This is a genomic window from Paraprevotella xylaniphila YIT 11841 (genome assembly GCF_900683745.1).
In the GTDB taxonomy this organism is placed as follows: domain Bacteria; phylum Bacteroidota; class Bacteroidia; order Bacteroidales; family Bacteroidaceae; genus Paraprevotella; species Paraprevotella xylaniphila.
The window spans coordinates 730677-752481 of record NZ_LR215980.1 but is presented as its reverse complement, the minus strand read 5'-3'; the positions used below and the strand labels follow the sequence as shown (position 1 = coordinate 752481).

Here is a 21805-nt window from a genome sequence, read left to right as displayed (position 1 = left end):
TAAAAACAACGATTGAATGGAAAACGCAAAGCAACAGACGGGAGTGCCGGAAAACGCCTTCCGGGAACTCAAAAAAGGCGAACAGTACGCACCTCTGATGTCACCAGACCACACGTATAAGGAAGTGACGGTATGGTCGGTATTGTGGGGCATGCTCATGGCCGTAATCTTTTCGGCGGCATCAGCCTATTTAGGACTGAAAGTAGGACAAGTGTTCGAAGCGGCCATCCCCATCACGATTATCGCGATAGGCGTGACGGGAGCCACCCACCGGAAAGGGGCGTTGGGAGAGAACGTCATCATCCAGAGCATCGGGGCATGTTCCGGCATGATTGTGGCCGGAGCCATATTCACCTTGCCCGCCCTCTATATCCTGCAAGACAAATATCCGGAAATGACGGTGAACTTCATGGAAGTGTTCGTCGCCTCCGTGTTGGGAGGAGTCTTGGGCATCCTTTTCCTCATCCCTTTCCGCAAGTATTTCGTGAAAGACATGCACGGCAAATATCCTTTTCCCGAAGCCACGGCCTCCACGCAGGTATTGGTTTCCGGGGAAAAAGGTGGCAACCAGGCTTTACCGCTCCTCGTGGCCGGAGTCGTAGGCGGCATTTACGATTTCATCATCGCCACCGTAGGTTGGTGGAACGAGAGCGTCACGTCACGTTGTCTGGAATGGGGGCAAGTGTTGGCGGACAAGACCAAACTCGTCTTTAAAATCAATACGGGGGCGGCCGTGCTAGGCATGGGATACATCGTGGGCTTGAAATACGCCCTCATCATTTGTTGCGGTTCCGTGGCCGTATGGTGGGTCATCGTTCCGGCCATTTCATGGTTGTTCCCCGACCTCGTCGTGAGTGCCGGCAGTTCTTCCGTCACAGCCTCCCAAGCCAGTGCCGAACAAATCTTCCAATATGCCAAAAGCATCGGTATCGGCGGTATCGCCATGGCCGGTATCATCGGCATTTTCAAAAGCCGCAAAATCATCATGGGGGCTGTGGGTCTGGCTGCACAAGAAATGAAGGGCAAGGGGAAGAGCGACACGGCCGTTCCCCGGACACAAAAGGATTTGCCTATGAAAATCATAACCATCGGCTCCCTCCTGACTTTGATAGCCATCCTTTTATTTTTCTATTTCGGGGTCATGGAAGGCAACCTGCTCTTCACGCTCACCGGTGTGATTCTCGTAGCCGTCATTGCCTTCCTCTTCACTACGGTCGCGGCCAACGCCATTGCGATTGTCGGCAGCAACCCCGTGTCCGGCATGACGCTGATGACCCTCATCCTGGCTTCTGTCATCATGGTGGGCGTCGGCCTGAAAGGCCCGGCAGGCATGGTGGCTGCACTGATTATGGGCGGCGTGGTCTGCACCGCGCTCTCTACGGCCGGAAGCTTTATCACCGACTTGAAAATAGGCTACTGGTTGGGTAGCACACCCAAGAAACAAGAGACGTTCAAGTTCTTAGGTACCCTTGTGTCTGCCGCCACAGTGGCCGGAGTCATCATGATATTGAACGACACTTACGGATTCACAAGCGGACAACTTGCCGCACCTCAAGCCAATGCCATGGCTGCCGTCATCGAACCGCTGATGAGCGGCGCGGGTGCCCCCTGGCTGCTTTACGGCATCGGTGCGGCCATCGCCATCCTGCTCACACTTTTCAATGTTTCGGCCCTTGCCTTCGCTTTGGGCATGTTCATTCCGCTCGAACTGAACTTGCCGTTGTTGGTAGGTGGCCTCATCAACTGGTATGTCACCACACGGAGCAACAAAGAGCAAACCAACAAGGAACGGGGCGAGAAAGGCACGCTCATCGCTTCCGGATTCATTGCCGGAGGAGCCTTGATGGGCGTAGTCAGCGCAGCCCTGCGTTTCGGAGGAATCTCGTTCGACTATTCCGCTTGGTGGGCCAATCCGGCCAGCGAATGGCTCTCCCTGCTGATGTATGTTCTCCTTATCATATATATGATAAAGGCGAGCATGCGCATCAAGAAATGACGGAGAAGAGAAAAAACGCCTAAAAAACAAGGGGTAACCTTTGGCAAGTCGGAGAAAAAGTGTAACTTTGCGCCGCCGTTACGAGTTAACGGCATATTTCAAACCTATATTAAAAACAAAACATTAATTATGGCAACAAAAATTAGATTGCAGCGTAACGGACGTAAGGGCTACGCCTTCTACAGCATCGTTATTGCAGACGTAAGAGCACCACGTGATGGTAAGTTTACAGAAAAGATTGGTACGTACAACCCGAACACCAATCCCGCCACTGTAGATTTGAAATTCGATCGCGCTCTTTATTGGGTGGAAGTAGGTGCACAGCCTACCGACACGGTTCGCAACATCCTGTCAAAAGAAGGTGTCTACATGATGAAACACCTCCGTGGCGGTGTGAAGAAGGGTGCTTTTGATGAAGCTGCCGCACAAGCAAAATTCGAAGCTTGGAAAAACGACAAGCAGAAGGGCTTAGAAGCTTTCGAGGCCAAGAAAGCCGCTGAAAAGAAGGCTGCCGCTGAAGCACGCCTGCAAGCCGAGAAGAAAGTCAATGAAGAGATCGCTAAGAAAGTAGCAGAGAAGAAAGCTGCCGAGGCTGCCGCAAAGGCTGAAGCTGAAGCTGCACAAGCTCCTGCTGATGCTCCCGCAGAAGGAACCACAGAAACTCCTGCCGAAGCATAAACAACTTCTATTAAATACTTCTTTCAAACAAACAACGAATAAGGCGAACCTGCGGGTTCGCCTTATTCCTTTTATATTCGTTTTTCCATACTGCGCCAAACGGATTTTCATTCTACGCCAAATGATTTTTCATCTGGCTGCAAACGATTTTTCAATCTGCGCCAAACGATTTCACGTAGTCTAAATATTAACAATCGATTCATTGATAGACTGTTATAGGATTAATATATATTTACACTTTCTTTCGTTCATGCAACCAAAAGGACGGCCTCCACGAGGAAAGCCGTCCTTTGCCCGCTTGGACAGTAACAATCACTTCACCAATATCTTCTTGCCGTTTTGGATATATACACCTTTCGTCATCCGGTCCACACGCATGCCTTGCAGGTTATAAACCGGACCATCCGTTTCCGTCGGCCTTATATGGATGGAACCTACTGAAACGCCCTCGGGGGAATAATCGTCATTGTTGGTCAGATAAGCATCAGACACATCTATGACTCCACCGCTTCCCGCATACAAAGCCACAATCATGATATTGGCCGTGTTGACGGGTTCACCGATGGCATCCCCACTGGTATATTCTATCTCCTGAAGCGGTATGACCACCATCGTGGCATCCCCGATAGGTTTGCTATAACAGTTTCCCCAAATGCTGTTCTGCGGATAAATGTTAATGGCTGCATTGACTTTCTGTACTTTGTCCAGCTTGAATACCAAATACTTATAACCGCTCATATCAGCACCATTCTCGTATACCCAACCCATTTGTCCGTTCACACCAGGAAAGAAGGCATGAGTCTGCTCCAAGTATGTACCCTCTCCGAAAAGCGTCTTATTGATATATTCATCCGCCCAAGGGAAGAACGTGGAAGAGGCCGTAAACGAAGCCGTCAGCGTATTCCCCATCGGGTCTGTGTAAGTGGCTTTCACCGCTACCCGTCCATCTTTCTTCCCCACGACCATACCGCTCGAAAGCGACAGCACTTCCGGGTCGGAAACCTCATACTTGGCTTTGGCCGCCACATTTTCTGTATGACCGTCCTTAAAGGTAGCCATCAACTCTAATACCTCGCTTTGGCCAATCATTACTTCCATTTCCGGCCTTACGGAAAGTGACTGCATGGTGAGCATATCTTCACTATAGCCCTCAAAATCCGGGTCGAAATAAGTATTTTCCTCAAACTGCTCTTCCGTGGTAAACCAGTCTACGTCCACATAACCGCCCAACGCTTGCGTGGCATAATTGAATATGCCGAAACGGGCACCTACGAATACGGAAAGGTTAAATCGGAATGTCGTCTCACTGCCCAACTGCACATACTCCTTGTTATCTGTGCTATAGAAGAACCGTGCCTTGCCGGTGCCGCAATCGAATTGCGCACGCAGATAAACCACTGTGTCGATGGACACGGAGGTTTCCGTGACCGCAGCCGGCTCGAAACCATCTACCGTTCTCAACGTATCCTGTCCCCAGATGAGTTGTTTCTTGCCGTCTTTCACGTGGACTGCGATATAAGCGTACGGGTCTTGTTGTATGGTCAGACCGGCCATGTCACCTTCTTGCATGTGCTTTAAGTTCAGCGCGACCGTACCAATGGAAGGACGCGACGTATCCAACCCATATGGGCTTTTCGTGTTGTGGAAGGCGAAGATGCGTTGCGTCAGGGTATTGCGTGCCTGCATCAGGTCGTCGGTCACCGACGCGGTGTACAGGCGAAGGAATCCCGGACGCTCGAACAGGCTCCACTTGCCATCGTCGGGATTATGGTTCCACTGCCACTGCATGCCAAGGGGATATTGCCGGAAATTGTCATTGGTAGGGAGTATCTTTTCCTGATAAGTCGTCCCGACATCTGGCTTGGTATAAGCCAGTTGGGGAACCCCGTCCTTGGCCACCGTAGGCCAACCGTCGGCCCATGCCACAGGATGCAGGCTCGGCAAGCGCCCGATGGCACCTTTGTCCTCCATCAGCATCGTCCACCATTCTCCAGTCGGTGTCTCTACCAACGCTCCTTGATGTACGGTATTGGGCTGCCCGTTGATGGTCTTCTCTATGAGCATCTTCTCCTCATACGGTCCGGTGATGTCCTTGGAGCGGAATATGGCTTGCCCAGACGGCCATCCGCCATACGTGGCATAGATGTAATAATAATCCCCTATTTTATAAAGGTGGCTGCCTTCCAATCCGGGCTTGTCCCTCAGCACTGTGGTCGACTTCTTGAATTTCAGATTCTTGTCCAATTCACAGATGTCGATGTTACCGATGCCGCAGGCCACATACACCTTATCACCTTCAAAAAGCAGCCCCGGGTCATAATAACTCCGTTCCAATTTCTGCATTTGCCATGCTCCTTCCGGGTCGTCGGTAGAAAGCATGTAACCTCCTGCGTCATTGCCATTGATAAGCAAATAAAGCTTGCCTTCGTGGGCTGTCAGTGCTGCGGCCCACATCCCTTGGGCGTATGAGTCCTTTCCGCCGATAAGGCTGTACTTGTCTGCGGTGGAAAGCTGTTCCAACGGTTGTGCGCAATACTCCCAATTGACCAAATCATATGATTTCAGAATCGTGGCACCGGGGAAGAGATGCATGGTGGTCGATACCATATAATAGGTGTCGCCCAAGCGTGCCACGTCCGGATCCGGGAAATCCGAAGCCAATACGGGATTGATGAACTTCTTGCCGTCCGTAGTCTGGTTGGTAGACACGTTTGTAAAGTCCGGACGCGCGAAATCCACCTTGGCATAATCGGCGTACCAGTCGAAAGTGGCCTTTCCGCAAGCTTCGGGGTTACCTTCAAAGGCCGGGGCCACCGTACCATCTGCCAGATATTTATCGATGTCGATGTAGCACGCCGTTCCGGAAAGTGTCATGCTGACGTTCCCGTAATGGTCGAGTACGGCCTTATAAGCGTTGCCCCATTTGGAAGTAGACCCAGTGGCCCATGTTCCCCAGTTGGCTGGAACCCAGTTACCGTGCTCGTCATAGTGCCCTTCTCCTTCTTTCTCCGGACTCCAATCGACTTCGGTGATAATGACGGGGTTCGTATTTACTACCGGCACCGCCTTTCCGAACTCTTGGATGAACGTTTCCCCATTGGCATTCTCGTCGCTGTTATTATACCATCCCACGTAGGCATGCACAGCGTAGCCTATATTATAGCCTTCGATGGGATTGCTCTTATAACAAGTGTAATTGCTCTGCCATCCCGTCCCGGGCACCCAAATGATACCGTCGAAACCGTTGGCACGTATCTTGTCCACGATGGGTTGGAAGAAATCATACGGGGCGCGTGCGCTTTCCAAACTGTCGGCATCGTAAATGTTCACCGGTTCGTTGGCCAATTCAATGGACACCTGCCCGCTATGTTTCTTGATGTTGGTATTGCTCGAAACGATGTCCCACACCTTCAGCAGGTAGTCCTGATAGTACCCGTCTACTTTGATGCCACCGGGGCATACGCCGGGAGGACGCACGACTACATAAAGCCCATGGTCCAATGCCTTTTCTATGATTTTCCAATAGAGCGTGGACAGATACGTGCGAAGCCGTTTCTCACTGAATTGCGAGATATTGGCCTCGCCGGTTTCTTCTCCCGTAACGGGAAGGTTAGGATCATTCGTCCAACAAGGATCCAAATGAAGCCGGAACACATTGCAATAGGCTCCCTGCGTGGAATCCGTAATAGCCGTGAAGAGCTTGTCGAAATACTCGATGCAGTCTTTTTTGGTAGCATCGTTGGCAGCATTCCCCCAACGGTAATTATTAAAATAAGGGCTTGGCGTATCCATCACGCCGTGCAACACCACTTTGTTGCCATGGGTGTCTGTCAAATTCTTCCCGTCTACATGAATGGACGGAGGAACTTCTGCGCTCACCGAAACTGCCGCCAACAGCAGTCCGGAAAACATAAAGTTTTTCATTCTTCGCATAACTAATCTAATTTAAGGATTTTCATTTCTAAATCACATTCCTTTTTCAATTTACACATTTACAAAAAATCTATTGTGCTCTTTTGCAAAGATGAAAAATATCGGTGACACAACCATACGGCTGTGTTACCGATATTTTACGCCATGTATCAAAATATATAAAAAAAGGACTATTTCCTCATTTCTTAGCTAAATGTTCCTTCATGTAAACCATAGGAGACATCCCATACAAAGCTTTGAATTTGATGGAGAAAGATGCGGCGTTCTCAAACCCACAGGCATACATAACTTCAGTAATATTACGATGCCCCGAAGCCAATAGGCCTGCAGCTTTCTTAAGGCGTATGTTACGCACAAGGTCTCGTGGCCCTTGATTGGTCAATTCTTTCATTTTACGGTGCAAGTGCGCACGGCTGATGCCCACCTCCCGCGCAATAAGTTCCACACTCAGGTAAGGATTACTGATATTCCCATTGATAATCTGCAATACGCGCTCCAAGAGCTTGTCATCGGCTGATTTGGATACGACCACATCTATGTTTTCTTCCGGCATTTCTTTACCCTCTACTTTGTTACGAAGAATATCATACGAAGCTATCAAGTTACGTATGGTATATTCCAACACCTTGATATTAAAAGGCTTTTCAATATAAGAATCAGCACCGGTACTCAATCCCTCTATTTTGTCTTTTTCATGGGATTTGGCCGTAAGCAATACCACTGGTATAAAATTCACATTAATGTTGGTCTTTATTTTGGCACAAAGCGTATAACCATCCATTTCCGGCATCATCACATCGCTCAAGACCAAACTCGGAGGAGTCCGTAAAACTTCACTCAATGCTTCCTTCCCATTGTGACAAGGCACGACGTAATAATGTTTTCTCAGCTCCTCCACCAGATAACTTCGTATTTCATCATCATCTTCCGCGATAACAATACGTTTGCGATGCTTGTTTTTGTTCTCCTCCTTATTTCCTTCGGTTACGGCAGAAGCTTCTTCTATTTTCAGAATTGATTCTTCCGTCGTTTCTTCTATGGGCGTCTGCAAAAGCTCTTCGGGTTTGAGATGGGCACTGCCGACAGGCAATGCGACTTTAAACGTACATCCTTTCCCGTCCGCATTGTTGTACACCGAAATCTCACCATGATGCAGAGTGACAAGTTGCTTCGTGAGGTTCAACCCTATCCCGCTTCCTGGAATATTGTAATTGGCCGTATTGTCAGCCTGATAGAAGCGTTGGAAAACCTTATCCATCTTGTCGGGTTCTATCGTCAAGCCATCGTCCCAAACTTCCATCGACACCTCACGTCCACCTTGCTTCAACCGGATACCGATATTCCCTTTGGAAGGCGTGAATTTAAATGCGTTGGACAAAAGATTCATGATTACCTTATCAAAGTTCTTTTTATCCAACCATACTTCTATGTTATCTGCATCGTATTCAAAATGAAAGTGGATTTCTTTTTCGCGTGCTTTACTGTCGAAGAGTTCATAAACATCTCGTGTAAAATCTACCAGATTCACAGGTTGCATCTTCATCATCATCTGTCCTTTATCTATTTTACGCAAATCCAAAATTTGATTGACAAGAGCTAAGATACGTTCTGCATTGCGGTTCATCATACGGTAAGACCTTTGCCTTATTTCATCGAAGTCTGTATTAATAAGATGTTGCAAAGGCCCTACAATCAGAGTCATAGGAGTACGAATTTCATGATTGAGGTTCATAAAGAATTGCAACTTCATTTCGTTCAACTGCTCTGCATGTATATGTTCTTGCAAACGCAAGCGAGCCTGTTCCCGTAAACGACGACCGTGAATGAATCTCATGACAAGGAAAATCACTATTAAAAAGTAAAGGATAAACGCCGGCAAGCTAGCGTACCACGGAGAACGGACAATTACGGTAAAAGCTTTGACATCAGACTCCAGGCCATTAACGATTGCCTTTACTCGGATTTTATAAGTCCCGGATGGCAAATGGTTCAAAGTCAGTATACCTGACGAACCAACCATAGCCACGTAAGGTTCGTTGTCTATGGAATACAAATATTGCACTCCATCCGGCATGTTATACGACATCGTTGAAAAACGTATGGAAAAAGTATTGTCCTCATGGCACACTTCAAACAAGTTGGATTCCATTACGGGGCGACTCGTCACCTTGAAGAATCCCGATTTTGTATCTGTCTTCACTTCCTCATCTCCTATGCGCATTTCTACTATCTGCAGGCAAGGACGCTTACCGGCACGGCACACGGTTTCGGGCGAGAAGAATGTCAGTCCGCAGTTTCCACCGAAAACCATCAGGCTGTCCCATCCGCAGGATGCCCGTTCGCTAAACTCATTTCCTTGTAATCCGTGACTCGCATAATAATTGGTAAAACTACCCCGCTTCAAATCCAACATGGACAAACCGTGGAAGGTACTTATCCATATATTATTTTGGATATCGAACCGCATGGAAGCTATATAATTGTCCGGCAAGCCGTCATCGGTAGTGTAGTGCCGTTTCATGCGCCCATGGCTGTCCAATACAAAAATCCCGTCATGCGTGCCCACCCATAGTTGGCCTTTCGAATCCTCAACTACCGTATGCACAGGCTGCTCCGTCAGGATACAATTACGTCCGAACGTGGAAACAAAGTCATCATGCTTCAAGTCCAAGCAAGCCAATCCACTGCTCATGCAAATATAAAGCCGCCGTCCGTCTTCAGACAGGCACAAATCGTTGACCCACATGTTCGTCAAAGAATTGCCTTTCGGCTCAAACGCCTCCGGCTGTACTTTGTACTCTGTCAGTTCATGTGTCTTCAAATTATATTTCTTCAGCCCGTCACCTAAAGTGGCAATCCATAAATTATCTTCCGCATCAGCCAACAGGCGGAACACATGCACGGCCATTCCCCTACAAGTAAACGGAAGACGGTTGAATTGTCCCGTTTGTCTATCTAACCATCCGGCTCCCCCCCAATAAGAGCCTAACCACAACTTGCCATCCTTATCTTCCACGATACTGGTGATTGTGGCGGGCAGACCTCCGGTGTCAGAGGAATAATGGCTAACCGCATATGATTTCATGTCCAAAGCGTAAAGGCCATCGTTATCCGTACCGACCCATAACGTACAATCCTTTCCAGCATAAACGGACATCACACAGGCTGAGCCTATGATATCATATCGCCCGGACTTATAGCCCACATAGCTGAAGCCGCTATCCTGATGTGGTTGCATGAAAACCCCTTTCTGAAATAGCCCCAACCAAATGTTACCGTCGCGGTCTTCCAATATACTGCTTATCTTGGCGTGTTCCAAATTCACTTGTGCATGAAAGTAATCACAGGGTTGCGGCGAACGTTCTCCAAACCGATAAACCATAGCCCCTTCTCCGTCCGTACCCAACATAACCCTCCCGTCCGACAACGGACAAAGGACAGAGACATTCAAATGGCCTGTCCCGGCTACGGGCGAGAAAGCTTCAGATGAATTGTCGAAAACAAATAATCCTTCGGAAGCCGATCCCATGAAAAGATGTCCTTCACTGTCGAAAGCCAAGCAACAACGCCCCAAGACAGATGCCTTCTCACAAAGATAACGGCTGACTTTTCCATCTTTCCGGCAGTAGATCCCGTAATTCGTCACGGCCAACCAAACGGAGCCATCGAACGCTTCCACCATATCCTCCACATTATTGTCTCCTTCAAACATCAAAGTGTAATGTGCCTCATCCTTACCCGATGGAATCACATACATGCCGAATCCCGAAGTGCTTACCCATACATCCCCATTGCGTACTTGTAATATAGACATGACATGGCATGCCTTTAAGGTGTCTTCCTTATTTATAAAAGGTATAGTCCGAAACCGTCCGGTGTCCTCATCGTAAGCCTGTAACCCTTTGTCCATACCAACCAACAAATGTCCGGCTGCGTCTTCCAACACGCAGGTTACATGCTCGGAAAGCATCGAACCCGGCTTCCGCGTCTTATGAAAGGTTTGAAACTGGGAGCCGTCGTAACGGTCAAAGCCATTCCGGGTAGCTATCCAAATAAAACCATTCTTATCTTGGTATACTTGGTTCACCAAACTACTTGACAACTGTGTATCAGAAGTAAACAAACGCCCTTCTTGTCCCTTTATCTCGGAAGCGACAACCATGTAGCACAACAAAATAAAGTAGAAGGCAAACGAAACGTGCCATGTTTTTCTTGCTCGCATGTGTTCATGATATTTAAAATCGGTACGAAATTATATAAAACTTTCTAAAACACTACTCGTCTTATTGGAAATGCAATTGTCTTTTGTATTATATAGTAAGATAGAAAAACGGCATCTGTCTCCTCTATGACAAACCTTGCGACATCAAGCAAAATTCATGCGACATAAATTGAAGGCTTTTGCATTCAAAACTTATACTTTTGCCTTGTCCGGATTGAGAATCAATCACGGCATAGTTTTTATTGTTTCACATATTAAATTATTCAACGACATGAAAAACAAGCATTACGTTACGTTGCTGTTTGCTACGCTGCTCAGCCCGATAGGTGCGGCAGCCGCGTCATGGACTCCGCCGACCATAACCGGCCAGGAGCTGAAAACAGGGGAAACACAGTATGCCTACAATGTCAAGGCTAACGGTTTCCTTAATGCCAACTCTACCCAAACAACCGTTGTCACGGATGCAGGGTTGCCTTTGTACATCACCTCCAGTACAAACAACACCTATCTGTTAGGTACAACAGCTGATGAAGGAGTAACCTACACCTACATCTACTATGAGGACAACCAGACTTCCAAAGCAGGAGGGGAAGCAGGCCGTACCCATCTGAATTGGAACATCGAGCCACAAGGTGATGGTACTTACTACATCCGGCCAGACAAAGCGGACGAGAACTACGGCGAAGATTATTTCCCCGACATGTGGATGGGATGGAAAAACGACGGGACTGATGTCATTTATCCCTTAATCGACGCGTACGAAGACACGTACGGGCTAGCATGGAAATTCGTCGGCGAAACGGAGTACCTTCATTTCTACAACCTAAAGTCCCTCAGCGATGCCATGGCCAAGGCACAGGATTATGGCCTTGACATCACGTCAGCCCTGAATGTCTATAATAACGCTGCCAGCACCAATGAAGATTTGGAAGCTGCCACCACAGACCTGAAAACCAAAATCCGCGAATACGAAATCGAACATGCCACTTACGACAAGCCCGTGGACTTGTCTGACCTGCTTGAAAACTACAAATTCGAGGATAACTTCGTAGCCAGCAGCAGCGATATTCCGGGTTGGACACAGGAACCGGCAAATTCATTCACCTACAGTGCCGACAATTTGAACAACACTACCACAAACTTGGGGCGTTGGGCCTTTGACGATACCGGCTTCACGGATGCCAAGATTTACCAAAGCCTGGTTGATGTGCCGAATGGCAAGTATGAATTGAAGGTGGATTACATCTGCATAGACCAGAATCCGTCTAATCCCGAATCCGACGGGAAAGACCCCGAAGACTATTCCGTGACCGGCAATACCCTGTATGCCATTACTTCTTTGGGCACCAGTTCTGTAAACCTCTCCTCCGGAAGCCGTTGGGGAGCCGCATCGACCTCCATCACATTCTTCGTCACAGACGGAAAGCTGGAAACCGGCGTGGAAATGCAGAACTCCACTGCCAACTGGTTCGTGTTAGGCAACCTCAAACTTTCCTATTATGGCAAAGATGCCATCAAGGACGAACTACAGGTCATTGTAGATAAGGCCAAAGCCGTAAATAACGGCATGAACCAGACCTATCGGGACCGTTTGGACAAAGTAATAGCCGAAGCTGAAAATTATATCGCTAACGGTGGCAACGTGGCAGACATGACCAGCAAGGCCGAAGAATTGAACGAAGCCATCAAAGCAGCCGAAGAAAACGGTATGGCATACGGCACGTTGCAACGTACCTACGAAGTAGCCGACAGCATATTGAACACCTTGGAAGGCGAAGTGAATGACGACATCATGGCCTTGAGTGACTACATGGCCGAAATCGACATCGAAACCATACTGATTGAATATCCTTACACCACAGAGGAGTTGGGAGAGATTATCTCCAAAATGGACTTACTGACCCAATCAGCCCAACACTCGCTCATCGGTGAAGGAACCAACGTGACGGAATTCATCACCAATCCATCGTTTACGGACGGCGTGAACGGATGGACTATCACCGACTTCGATGCCGAAAAACTCGGCCTCAGCAACGACTTGCTTACCATAGGAGGCGGGCAGACGGGTGAAATCAACCAAACGCTGTTGGGCATGCCGAACGGTGTATACGAATTGAGCGTGCAGGCTTTCCAACGTGCGGATTGGGACTTCGAGAAAATGGACTCCTTATGGTCCATCGGCAAAGGAGACAGCCTGATCAGCACCGTGTCTTCATACATCTTCCTGAATGACGGCGAACAAAAAATAAAACATTCGTTCCAAGATGCCTTCACTGGTGATGAATTCACTGCGTCCTGGGATATCCGTCAGGGAACGAAATCCGGTGTCATGATGCCGAATACCGAAAGCGGTGCCCGGCAATACTTCGACAAGGGCTATTTCAAGAACACCGTACAAGCTTTTGTCATCGACGGTAAACTGACATTCGGCATACGAAATTACGGTGACCAATTCGAGAGGTGGGGATGCTATGACAACTTCACGCTGACTTACGTGGGCAAGGACTTGGAAAAAGTCATCGCATTGCTCGAACAATGGTTGGAAAAGGTAGAACCTTATTTGGGCGAGAAGATGAACGGAGCAATCAAAAAGCAAATGACAGAGGCGTACAACCGTGGCACGGAACTCGTAAACGACCCCGAAGCCGACTTCGACGAATGCATTGACGTAATCGCCACTCTGACCGAAGCTATCGGCAACGTAGACGAAAGCATCGAATCGTTCAAACTCCTTGCACACGCCAACGAAGTGGCCGCCAAGGACTTGGCCTACGAAGGTGTAGCCGCCACGGAATCAGGGCAACAGCTTCAAGCCCTCTATGACACGTACAGTGCCGGATACCAGAACGAATCCGACGAACTCACCCCGGAGAAAATCGACGAAATCGCCGCCCGATACCTCGAACTGGCCCGGAACGCCAAAATAGAGAAGGGCATCAAGGCAAACGACGACCTCACGCATGTCCTTGTCAACCCGAGCTTTGAAGACCAATATGGATTGGGCGAAGGCGTGAACTCCGTATACAATGCGCCATTCGGTTGGACTTTCATGATAGACAGCATCGTCTGCACGAAGGCTGAGGACATGAACGCTGCCGGGCTGAACAATTTCACAAGCCCCGACAAGAATGTGGATTGCACGGACGGAGAATATGGATTCTGCCTCCAGTCCGGCGACTTCCCCGACGTATATATGTACCAGACCGTAGAAGGCCTGCCTGCCGGTTACTACAAAGTAACAGTAGACATGGTCGTACCTAACGACAATGACGACTACCGCCTAGCCGGACAGCGCCTGTTTGTGAACAACGCAGCCATGTATTACGGTTGGGAAGATGAATACGACCTCGACCAACTTGAGGAAGGGCATCCCTACGAAGTGGAACGCACGTTCGGCGGATATGATGAAGTAGATTGCAAGAACAATGGCGACATGGGGGACAAAGGTCCACTTAACACCCTTGAAGTCGTAGTGCACCTCTCTGCCAACGAACCTTTGAAATTGGGCATACGCACCGACGGACACTGGGAATACACCTACAAGAGGACGGCCGCTCCAGAAGGTTGGAACAACTGCGGTTGGTGTAAGTTCGACAACGTGCGCCTGACCTGCGTGTCGCTCGACAACGGAGAATCTATCGACGAAACCCTCGCCACGGGCAAAGTGAAGTCAGAAGAAATCTACAGCGTGGACGGCATCAAGTTACCGCGCTTGCAGAAGGGCGTGAACATCCTGCGCCAGACGATGGAAGACGGTACGACCGTGACAAAGAAAACCATCGTGAAATGACCCAACGATGAACTCTTATAAATGACAGGAGGAGCAGAACATGACGTTCTGCTCCTTTTTTCGTTTGCTTGCATCCCCTATCCCACTTTTGTGAGCCAATGAAAACAACATACGACATAAAGATATCCCATATCAAAAACATGTACATCAAAAGAGAATCCACCTGAAACATTGGAAACAAAACACCTCCATCACAAGTACACACACAACCAACTTCATATCAGCAAATTATAAAGGCGATAGAGATGTACTATTTTTCTCCGCAGACTGAAAAATCACTTGCAGCCGATTGAAAAATCAATCTCAGGAGATTGATTTTCCGTTCTCCTGAGATTGGAAACACAACCTCTTGAATGAGCTGCCCGAGAGTACTTTTCGGAAAGAAAAATCAAAACAAAATCGCATTAAAGGCAAAAACGAGGCGGAAAAGGCAACACAGTCCTTTTCCGCCTTGCAGGTTACTCTTTGACAATCTTAGTATCCGATTTGTCCCCTCCAACTCAAATACCATGAATGCTTGTCGGCCAGTTGCGCTTTGATGAGCGAACGCATCTCCCCTCTCCGGTCTTCTCCCCGCCGGGCATATATCTTTTCTGCCAGATAAGCGGGATCATTGCGCCGCAGGGCCACCCGCATCAGGTCGTAGAAACGTTGCCCTTCGAAGGCCAATTCCAAAGCCCCTTCGTCCACCAACATGTCCTCTACCTTTTCCATCTGGTACTGGAGCGTGTCGGCCACCCCTTCGGGCGCCACGGGGAAGGCGTAATGCTCGTTGAACTCCGTCCAACCGGAACCGCGCGAGTGCAGTCCCATGGTATTGATGTCCGTAGCTTTGGTGTCCAAGCATCTTACGACATAGCGGTTTTCGGGAAAACTGAAACCTTGCACGAAAGCGCTGTCTTCCAACGTGGGACAATAAGGGAGTATACGGGCACGCACGATGGAATCATTCACGCCATCAGCCAAAATCTCGTATGCGAAACGAGGATAACCGGCACGGTTCAAGGCTTCGGCCATCCTCAGGTATACCATGGCACGGCGATAAATGCGCACGTTGGCCGATGAATATTTTAAAACGGTCTGTGAGGGCCGCCAAGCATTGTCATAGTTTACCGAACCTTCCTGCACGATGCTTGGCAACCGCAGGTCGCCACGACCGTCCGGAAGTTCCTCCGGAGCATAGGTCACCTCGTTGGCCGTGGAGTAGTTGCAATAAACCTGCGACTCCGACAAATCGGTCAAAGCCACAGAGGGCGACAGCTCAGGCCGATAGGCATTCTCATTCGTGGAATTGAAGATATTCCTCAACTGGCTATAGTTCAATTCCGCCATACCCGTTGGACAAGCAATCAGCGAAATGAGTTCCGCATCTGCGGCATACCCTTCAGACGTAAGCATGCCACTATAGCTGTCGCTCCAACTTTTATAATCCTTTTCATCCCGGTTCCAAGACGAACCATTCGTGCCCAAAGCGTATGCAGACTGCTCACCGTTGCGCATCGAGATATAACGGTAATACCATTGTGCGGCTTCACGGTAACGTCCCGCCCACAAACACAAGTCGCCCAACATGATTTTGGTCGGGACGTATGCCAAACGGCTGTCCACGCTCAACCCGTTGAACAAAGGGATGTCCTCGTCGGCCACCGGGACAAGGTCGGAAATCAACCATTCGCAGATGTCCTTCACTTCCAATTTCGGATAGTCGCGCTCCAAATCGCCCGACAGCAAGATGGGGTCGGTAACGAAAGGCACTTTGCCGTAAGCCAACACCAACTGCAAATAAGTCCATGCACGGAAGGTCTTGGCTGCGGCGTATTCACGCATGAAGACTTTTTCGTTCCGGTTGTCTTTCAAGGCCGTGTCGGCACGTGCGATGTAATAGTTGCAGTTATTGATGACCGCGTAATAGTCGCGGGGTTGGTTGTACACGTTGGCACTGTCGTCCAACTCGAACAAGGCGATATCGCGAAGGTCCGCCGAAGTGTATTCGTTGACATCCACCAAGTCGCCACGCACCTCGCCCAACAAGACCGAACGGTCGGCAAGGGCCTGCATCTTCTGCAAGATTCCCACCATGGAATACACCGTATCCGTCGGGTTGTTCAGGTGGCCGCCGTCGGCAAAGATAATGCGGTCTGAATCCTGCTCAAAGAAGTCCTGGCATCCCGTAAGGGAAACGGACGATACGGCTGCGGCCATCACGCCGCAACCCATTAACCTGTATATATTTGTTTTCATCGTCATGATACTTTTAAGATTAGAGACTGATTTTGATACCCACCATGAAATTGCGGCTCTGAGGCACGCTTCCGGCATCTATGCCCTGCCCCAGGACGGCAGACAAAGCCGCACCCTCGGGGTCAGCCCCCAAATAACGGCTCAAGGTAAACACGTTGTTGGCCTGTACCCAGAACTGCAATCCCTGCAAGAACGTGGAAAAGATAGGCAGGTCATAACTCAACGTCACGGTCTTCAGCCGCAAATAACTCCCGTCTTCAATCCAACGGTCGCTGAAACGGCTATTGCCCATCGGATCCTGGAAAGAGAGCCGGGGTATGTCTGTCTGCTGCCCCTCCACCTGCCAACGCCGTGCCAACGCCGTGGTCTGGTTCATGAAACGGCTTCCTGACTCGAGCTGTTGGCGCATATAGTTATAGATGTCGTTCCCTAGAGAATAGTTGAAACGCACGTCCAAACGAAAACGCTGGTATTGCACGGTAGTGAAGATGTTACCGTAAATGTCCGGATTGGGGTCGCCTATCACCGTGCGGTCGGCCTCCGTGACGAAATGGTCACCGTCCAAGTCCACAAAGTGCACGTCACCTGCCTCGAAAGCCGTCCGGTCCACCCCGTTGGCATCACGGACGTACAAGCCTGCGGCCTGGGCCTCCGCGCTCGTGGCAAACACACCCTTTGTCTTATAGCCATAGAACAGATTGGCCGGGCGGCCTATCTCCGTACGTACCGTGGCCCCGAGTATTTCCGTATCCATATACTGTTGGCCGTCTGGCAAAGCGGTGACCTCGTTCTTGTAATGCCCCACACTGGCACCGACCTGCCATTGCCATGACGGTGAAGCCCATACCACTCCCGTGGCTTCCACGTCGAAACCACGGTTCTCCAACTTGCCACCGTTGCCCCAGGTCTTATCCAGACCGCTCAGGAAGGACATCTCCTGCCACATCAGCAAATGGTCGGTGGCACTACGGAAATAATTGAAACGCACGCCCAACCTATTATCCAACAGGTTGGCATCCACACCGACATTGACCCGGCGAGTCCGCTCCCACTGGATCTTCTCGTTTCCGATACCGGCAATCGCCAACCCGGAAGCCTGTCCCATATAGTCCGAACTGGCAAAATACGAACGTGTGGCGTAGTAAGGCAAATCGTCATTGCCGCTCACGTCCACTCCGGCCGATAGGCGAAGGTAGTTGAGGAAACCTGATCCGGCCATCCAAGGCTCGTTGGTGACAACCCAAGAAGCTTGGAAACCCGGGAAGATTCCCCACTTCACCCCGCACATCTTCACTCCCTGGTCCGTGTCGCGTCCGAAACGGGAAGAACTTTCGGCTGCCACCGTGGCCTGCAAGTAATAACGGCCCTTAAAGTCATAATCGGCCTGGGCATAGTAGGCCAAAGAGTTCCATTGGTCCTTCGCCCCCCCGGTTGCAGCATCCTGCAAAGAAGAAGAGATGAACGGAGTCTTGTCGTTTCCCGTATTGTAACCCACTTGGGTATTCAACTGGTAGCTGTCCCATTGCATGCGGAAGCCTCCGCGCAAGGCAATGGCATGCGCGGCATACCGTTGGTTCCACTCCAGACGGGTGTCGCTCATGATGGCATTCTGCTTGGAGAACAACGAACGTGCCTCGTTTTGCCTGAAAGCCCCGAGACTCGACACATAGTAGTCGGGTACACCGTTCAAGGGGATATAATACTTCTCGTTCGTGTTCGTCAGCACATAGCTGAAATGCTCGCTGAGCGAAAGATGGTCGTTAAACTTGAACTTAGGCTTGATGGAAAGGCTCAGCATGGAGTTCTCGAAATGGTTTTTGTTCTGCGCCTCGCCATATTCAAGGATAGCCAACGGGTTACCTAACTTCCAGTTATAATTGCTATATCCGGCCAAAGCCTCGTCCAAATAAGTTTCATCCGTCACGTCCAAATGGTTCTCATAGATTTCCCCTCTGGAAAACGTATAAGGGCTCAACATCGGAGCCTTGGCATACGCCAGGAAAGACGGCGACGTGGGCGTCCCTTCCTCATAACTCGAGGGCGCGGCATCGTCACGCAAATCACGGGTGATGTTGGTAAATGCCGCATCGAAGCGTACGTCTAGCTTATTACCTAACGCAATATCGGAATTGAACCGGATGTTCAGCCGGTCCATGTCATTCTGTTCCAATGTGGATTGTGCTCCCGTATACCCCAATGACAGGTTGTATTGTGCCACTTCATCTCCGCCTTCCACATTGATGCCGTAATTCTGCAAGAAAGCCGTGCGGTAGACCTTGTCTTTCCAATCGGTGTTCTTGTTATATTTCTCCGCATAATAATTGTTCGGGGAATCATCCAAAAAATTAAAATCGCGAATGGCCGTGTTGGTGGTCTTGAGCAGCTCGCTGGCATACGTCCGGTATTGGGACGCATTCATCATGTCATAATAACGGGGTTCCAAAGTGACACCAACCGACAATGTGGCGGTAATACGGGTAGCCATGCTTTTACTCCGCCGGGTATCTATAAGGATGACCCCGTTGGCACCTTTGGCCCCGTAAAGGGCCGTCCCATTACGCAACACCGTCACGTGGTCGATGTCTGCCGGATTGATGTTGGTCAAGATGTTATTGTAGAACCCATCGTGAAGCATTTCCCTACCATATTGTTGGTCCAAAGGCACTCCGTCTATCACGATAAGCGGCTGTGCATTGGCATTGATGGAATTCAGGCCGCTCATCATCATCACGCCCCCGATACCGGGCGTGCCGTTGCGCATCACCGTGCGCACGCTCGCCCCCAACTCACGCTGTATGTCTTCTTCCACCGACAGGGCCGGGGAATAGTTAGCCCCGTCAGCCACACGCATGTTCAGGATATCGGTTTTCTTGCCGTACAACGGTGCCACGCTCTGAGGGTACAAAAAGATGAGCGGCTGCTCTTCCGTGGAACGCAGTCCCACTTCCACCAAATGGTCGTCCGGAGAAGAGACATCAATGGAGGCCGCAAAAACGGGGAGTTCGAGCTTAAAAGTCCCGTCTTCTTCCGTCAACGTACTGTAGCCGTCCATGCCGTGTGTGCGGACCATGGCTCCGCCTTTGGGCTTCTTATCCGTACCGCTCAACACTTTTCCCCGTATGGTACGTGTCTTTACCTTTTTCCGTACACGGCTGACACTTTCATTCTTCACACTGTCACCAACCCCGACAGTGTCTTTTTCCTGTGCTTCCGATGCCATGCAACACAACATCATGGCCGAAACGCAATATACTTTATACTTCATGTCCATCATGGTCTTATGTTATTCATTAGAATCATTGTTTTCATCTTCGTGCGGTTTGAACACGATACAGTCCAAACGCAGGACACGCGTGTATTTGGAAGTCGAACGGTCACTTTCCACTGTGAAGCGGACTTGAGGTTCGCTCAGCCCGTAACTGCATGTAGGAATTTTGTAATCGCTGGCAACCAGGACGGTATCCACGACATTAGGAACCGTCTCATACGAATAGGTACCGCTAATCGGATTTTTCATTTTGATATCGTTCACTTGCCTGCCATCCTGGTCGTTGTATTTCAACGAAAACTTGACTTTCAGCGGCAGCGTGTCCGTAGCCAACGTGTCGGCAGCTATCGCGGGGGCAAAAACGGCATAAATGTCATAACCGATGTTAGACAGCACATTGGGTATCGTATATCGTATCAACGGCGTCACAGCGGTATTGCGCGGTTCCACCTGCACAAAAGCATTGCCTGACACTTGTCCGTACAACGGATTTCCTGCCGGAACTGCACAAGTAGTGACCGGTTCCTTACATTTGGCCACACTGTCCCGGTAATAAGCATTCTCCGCTTCAATCTTTATTTCCTGAAAAAATGTCGTACGTTTGTCTATCGCCCAATTGTCCGCTATGAATACCTTCCCGTTGCTGCACGTGACATCACGGGCCTCAGCGAAGACCCCGCCTTGGTCGAAAGGACGCAAGCATTTATAGTATCTGTAATTGGCCTCATTCCAGTTGGTCGATACGACAGAATCGTTCAGCGAAGGTTGGATGTTCATATTGAATATCGTACCTTGTATGATAGCCTTGTGCGTCATCAAGTTTTCCATGGAGTCACGCTTTGCGGTAGTATTGTCGTAGTTGAAATAAGCCTTGTATTCCTCATAAAGGCTCTTCCATTGCCGGTCCGTAGGCACTACCATCCAATAGGCACTGTCTTCACGGTTGATGTATCCCAATTCGTCGAACATGACGTTCTTCAGGTTCATCACGGAATCCAGATAGACCGTCTTCCCGTCTACAATCTCCCCCGGGACGCTACGGGAGGGGTCGAACTCATACACGTTATACCGGCTGAAGAAAGACGCGATACTGTCCAACTCGGCATCCGTGCTGAAGTATTCGGACACGTTGGCAAAATATGGAAGCCGGCCATCTACGGTAAACAACACACCATTGCGATAAAGTTCGTTGGAAGTCAGGCACTTCACCCCATTCACTGTGCCATCCGCCAAATAACTGTATTTGCCGTTCAACATCATCATCTGCACTGAATCTCCTGACGGGATGGCAGCATAATTATACATCGCCATGTGGTTTTGCAAGAATTGTTTAATGACAGTGTTGTCGTTATTCTTTATCCGGTTGTTCTTTTGGGTATTGTAAACCTCTGTCAGGCTGTCCACAGCTGCCTCCGTGAGATAGTCGTTAGTGGGAGCGAAAAGGGTAAACATCCGGTCACCGCCGAAATAATATTCATATCCCACATTTTCCACCAAACGTGCAAAATTGGACAGCTCTGGGCGTTCTTGTAACGCCTGCCACAAGGATTCTTCACTGGCCATAGGGTTACCCTGCCCGTAATGTTCATCCCATTCGTCACTGCACGAAGCCACGAACGGCAGCAATGCCGCCCAAGCATATTTTATAATTGTCTTTTTCATAATTCGTCGTTTATT

The 21805-nt window shown here is 49.4% G+C and carries 8 protein-coding genes; 3 read left to right on the top strand and 5 right to left on the bottom strand.

Annotated features, from left to right (window positions below; genetic code table 11):
* Window positions 1-16: 16 nt before the first annotated feature.
* Entirely contained in the window at window positions 17-1996 is a 1980-nt protein-coding gene (locus E0E47_RS02970; protein ID WP_130892839.1) for an OPT family oligopeptide transporter, read from the top strand.
* A gap of 129 nt (window positions 1997-2125) precedes the next feature.
* Window positions 2126-2674: a 30S ribosomal protein S16 gene (locus E0E47_RS02965; protein ID WP_008630351.1), complete on the top strand. Its 549-nt coding sequence runs from the start codon at window positions 2126-2128 to the stop codon at window positions 2672-2674.
* A gap of 312 nt (window positions 2675-2986) precedes the next feature.
* Here the strand turns inward: E0E47_RS02965 and E0E47_RS02960 are convergent, their stop codons facing one another.
* A complete protein-coding gene (locus E0E47_RS02960; RefSeq protein ID WP_130892838.1) occupies window positions 2987-6607 on the bottom strand; it encodes a family 43 glycosylhydrolase in 3621 nt (1206 codons plus the stop codon).
* A gap of 178 nt (window positions 6608-6785) precedes the next feature.
* On the bottom strand, window positions 6786-10829 hold the full coding sequence (locus tag E0E47_RS02955; RefSeq protein WP_232038311.1) for a hybrid sensor histidine kinase/response regulator transcription factor: 4044 nt from the start codon (window positions 10827-10829) through the stop codon (window positions 6786-6788).
* A 271-nt stretch (window positions 10830-11100) separates the two neighbouring features.
* Here E0E47_RS02955 and E0E47_RS02950 point away from each other — a divergent pair, with 271 nt between their 5' ends.
* On the top strand, window positions 11101-14619 hold the full coding sequence (locus tag E0E47_RS02950; protein ID WP_232038310.1) for a hypothetical protein: 3519 nt from the start codon (window positions 11101-11103) through the stop codon (window positions 14617-14619).
* 474 nt (window positions 14620-15093) lie between these two features.
* On the opposite strand, the gene E0E47_RS02945 is transcribed toward E0E47_RS02950, so the two are convergent.
* The 3 genes from E0E47_RS02945 to E0E47_RS02935 are packed head-to-tail and all read right to left on the bottom strand — an operon-like array spanning window position 15094 to window position 21790.
* Entirely contained in the window at window positions 15094-16860 is a 1767-nt protein-coding gene (locus E0E47_RS02945) for a RagB/SusD family nutrient uptake outer membrane protein (RefSeq protein ID WP_232038309.1), read from the bottom strand.
* A 19-nt stretch (window positions 16861-16879) separates the two neighbouring features.
* A complete protein-coding gene (locus tag E0E47_RS02940) occupies window positions 16880-20134 on the bottom strand; it encodes a SusC/RagA family TonB-linked outer membrane protein (RefSeq protein ID WP_130892836.1) in 3255 nt (1084 codons plus the stop codon).
* A 9-nt stretch (window positions 20135-20143) separates the two neighbouring features.
* Window positions 20144-21790, bottom strand: a complete 1647-nt coding sequence (locus tag E0E47_RS02935; RefSeq protein WP_130892835.1) for a fasciclin domain-containing protein — start codon at window positions 21788-21790, stop codon at window positions 20144-20146.
* Window positions 21791-21805 lie beyond the last annotated feature (15 nt).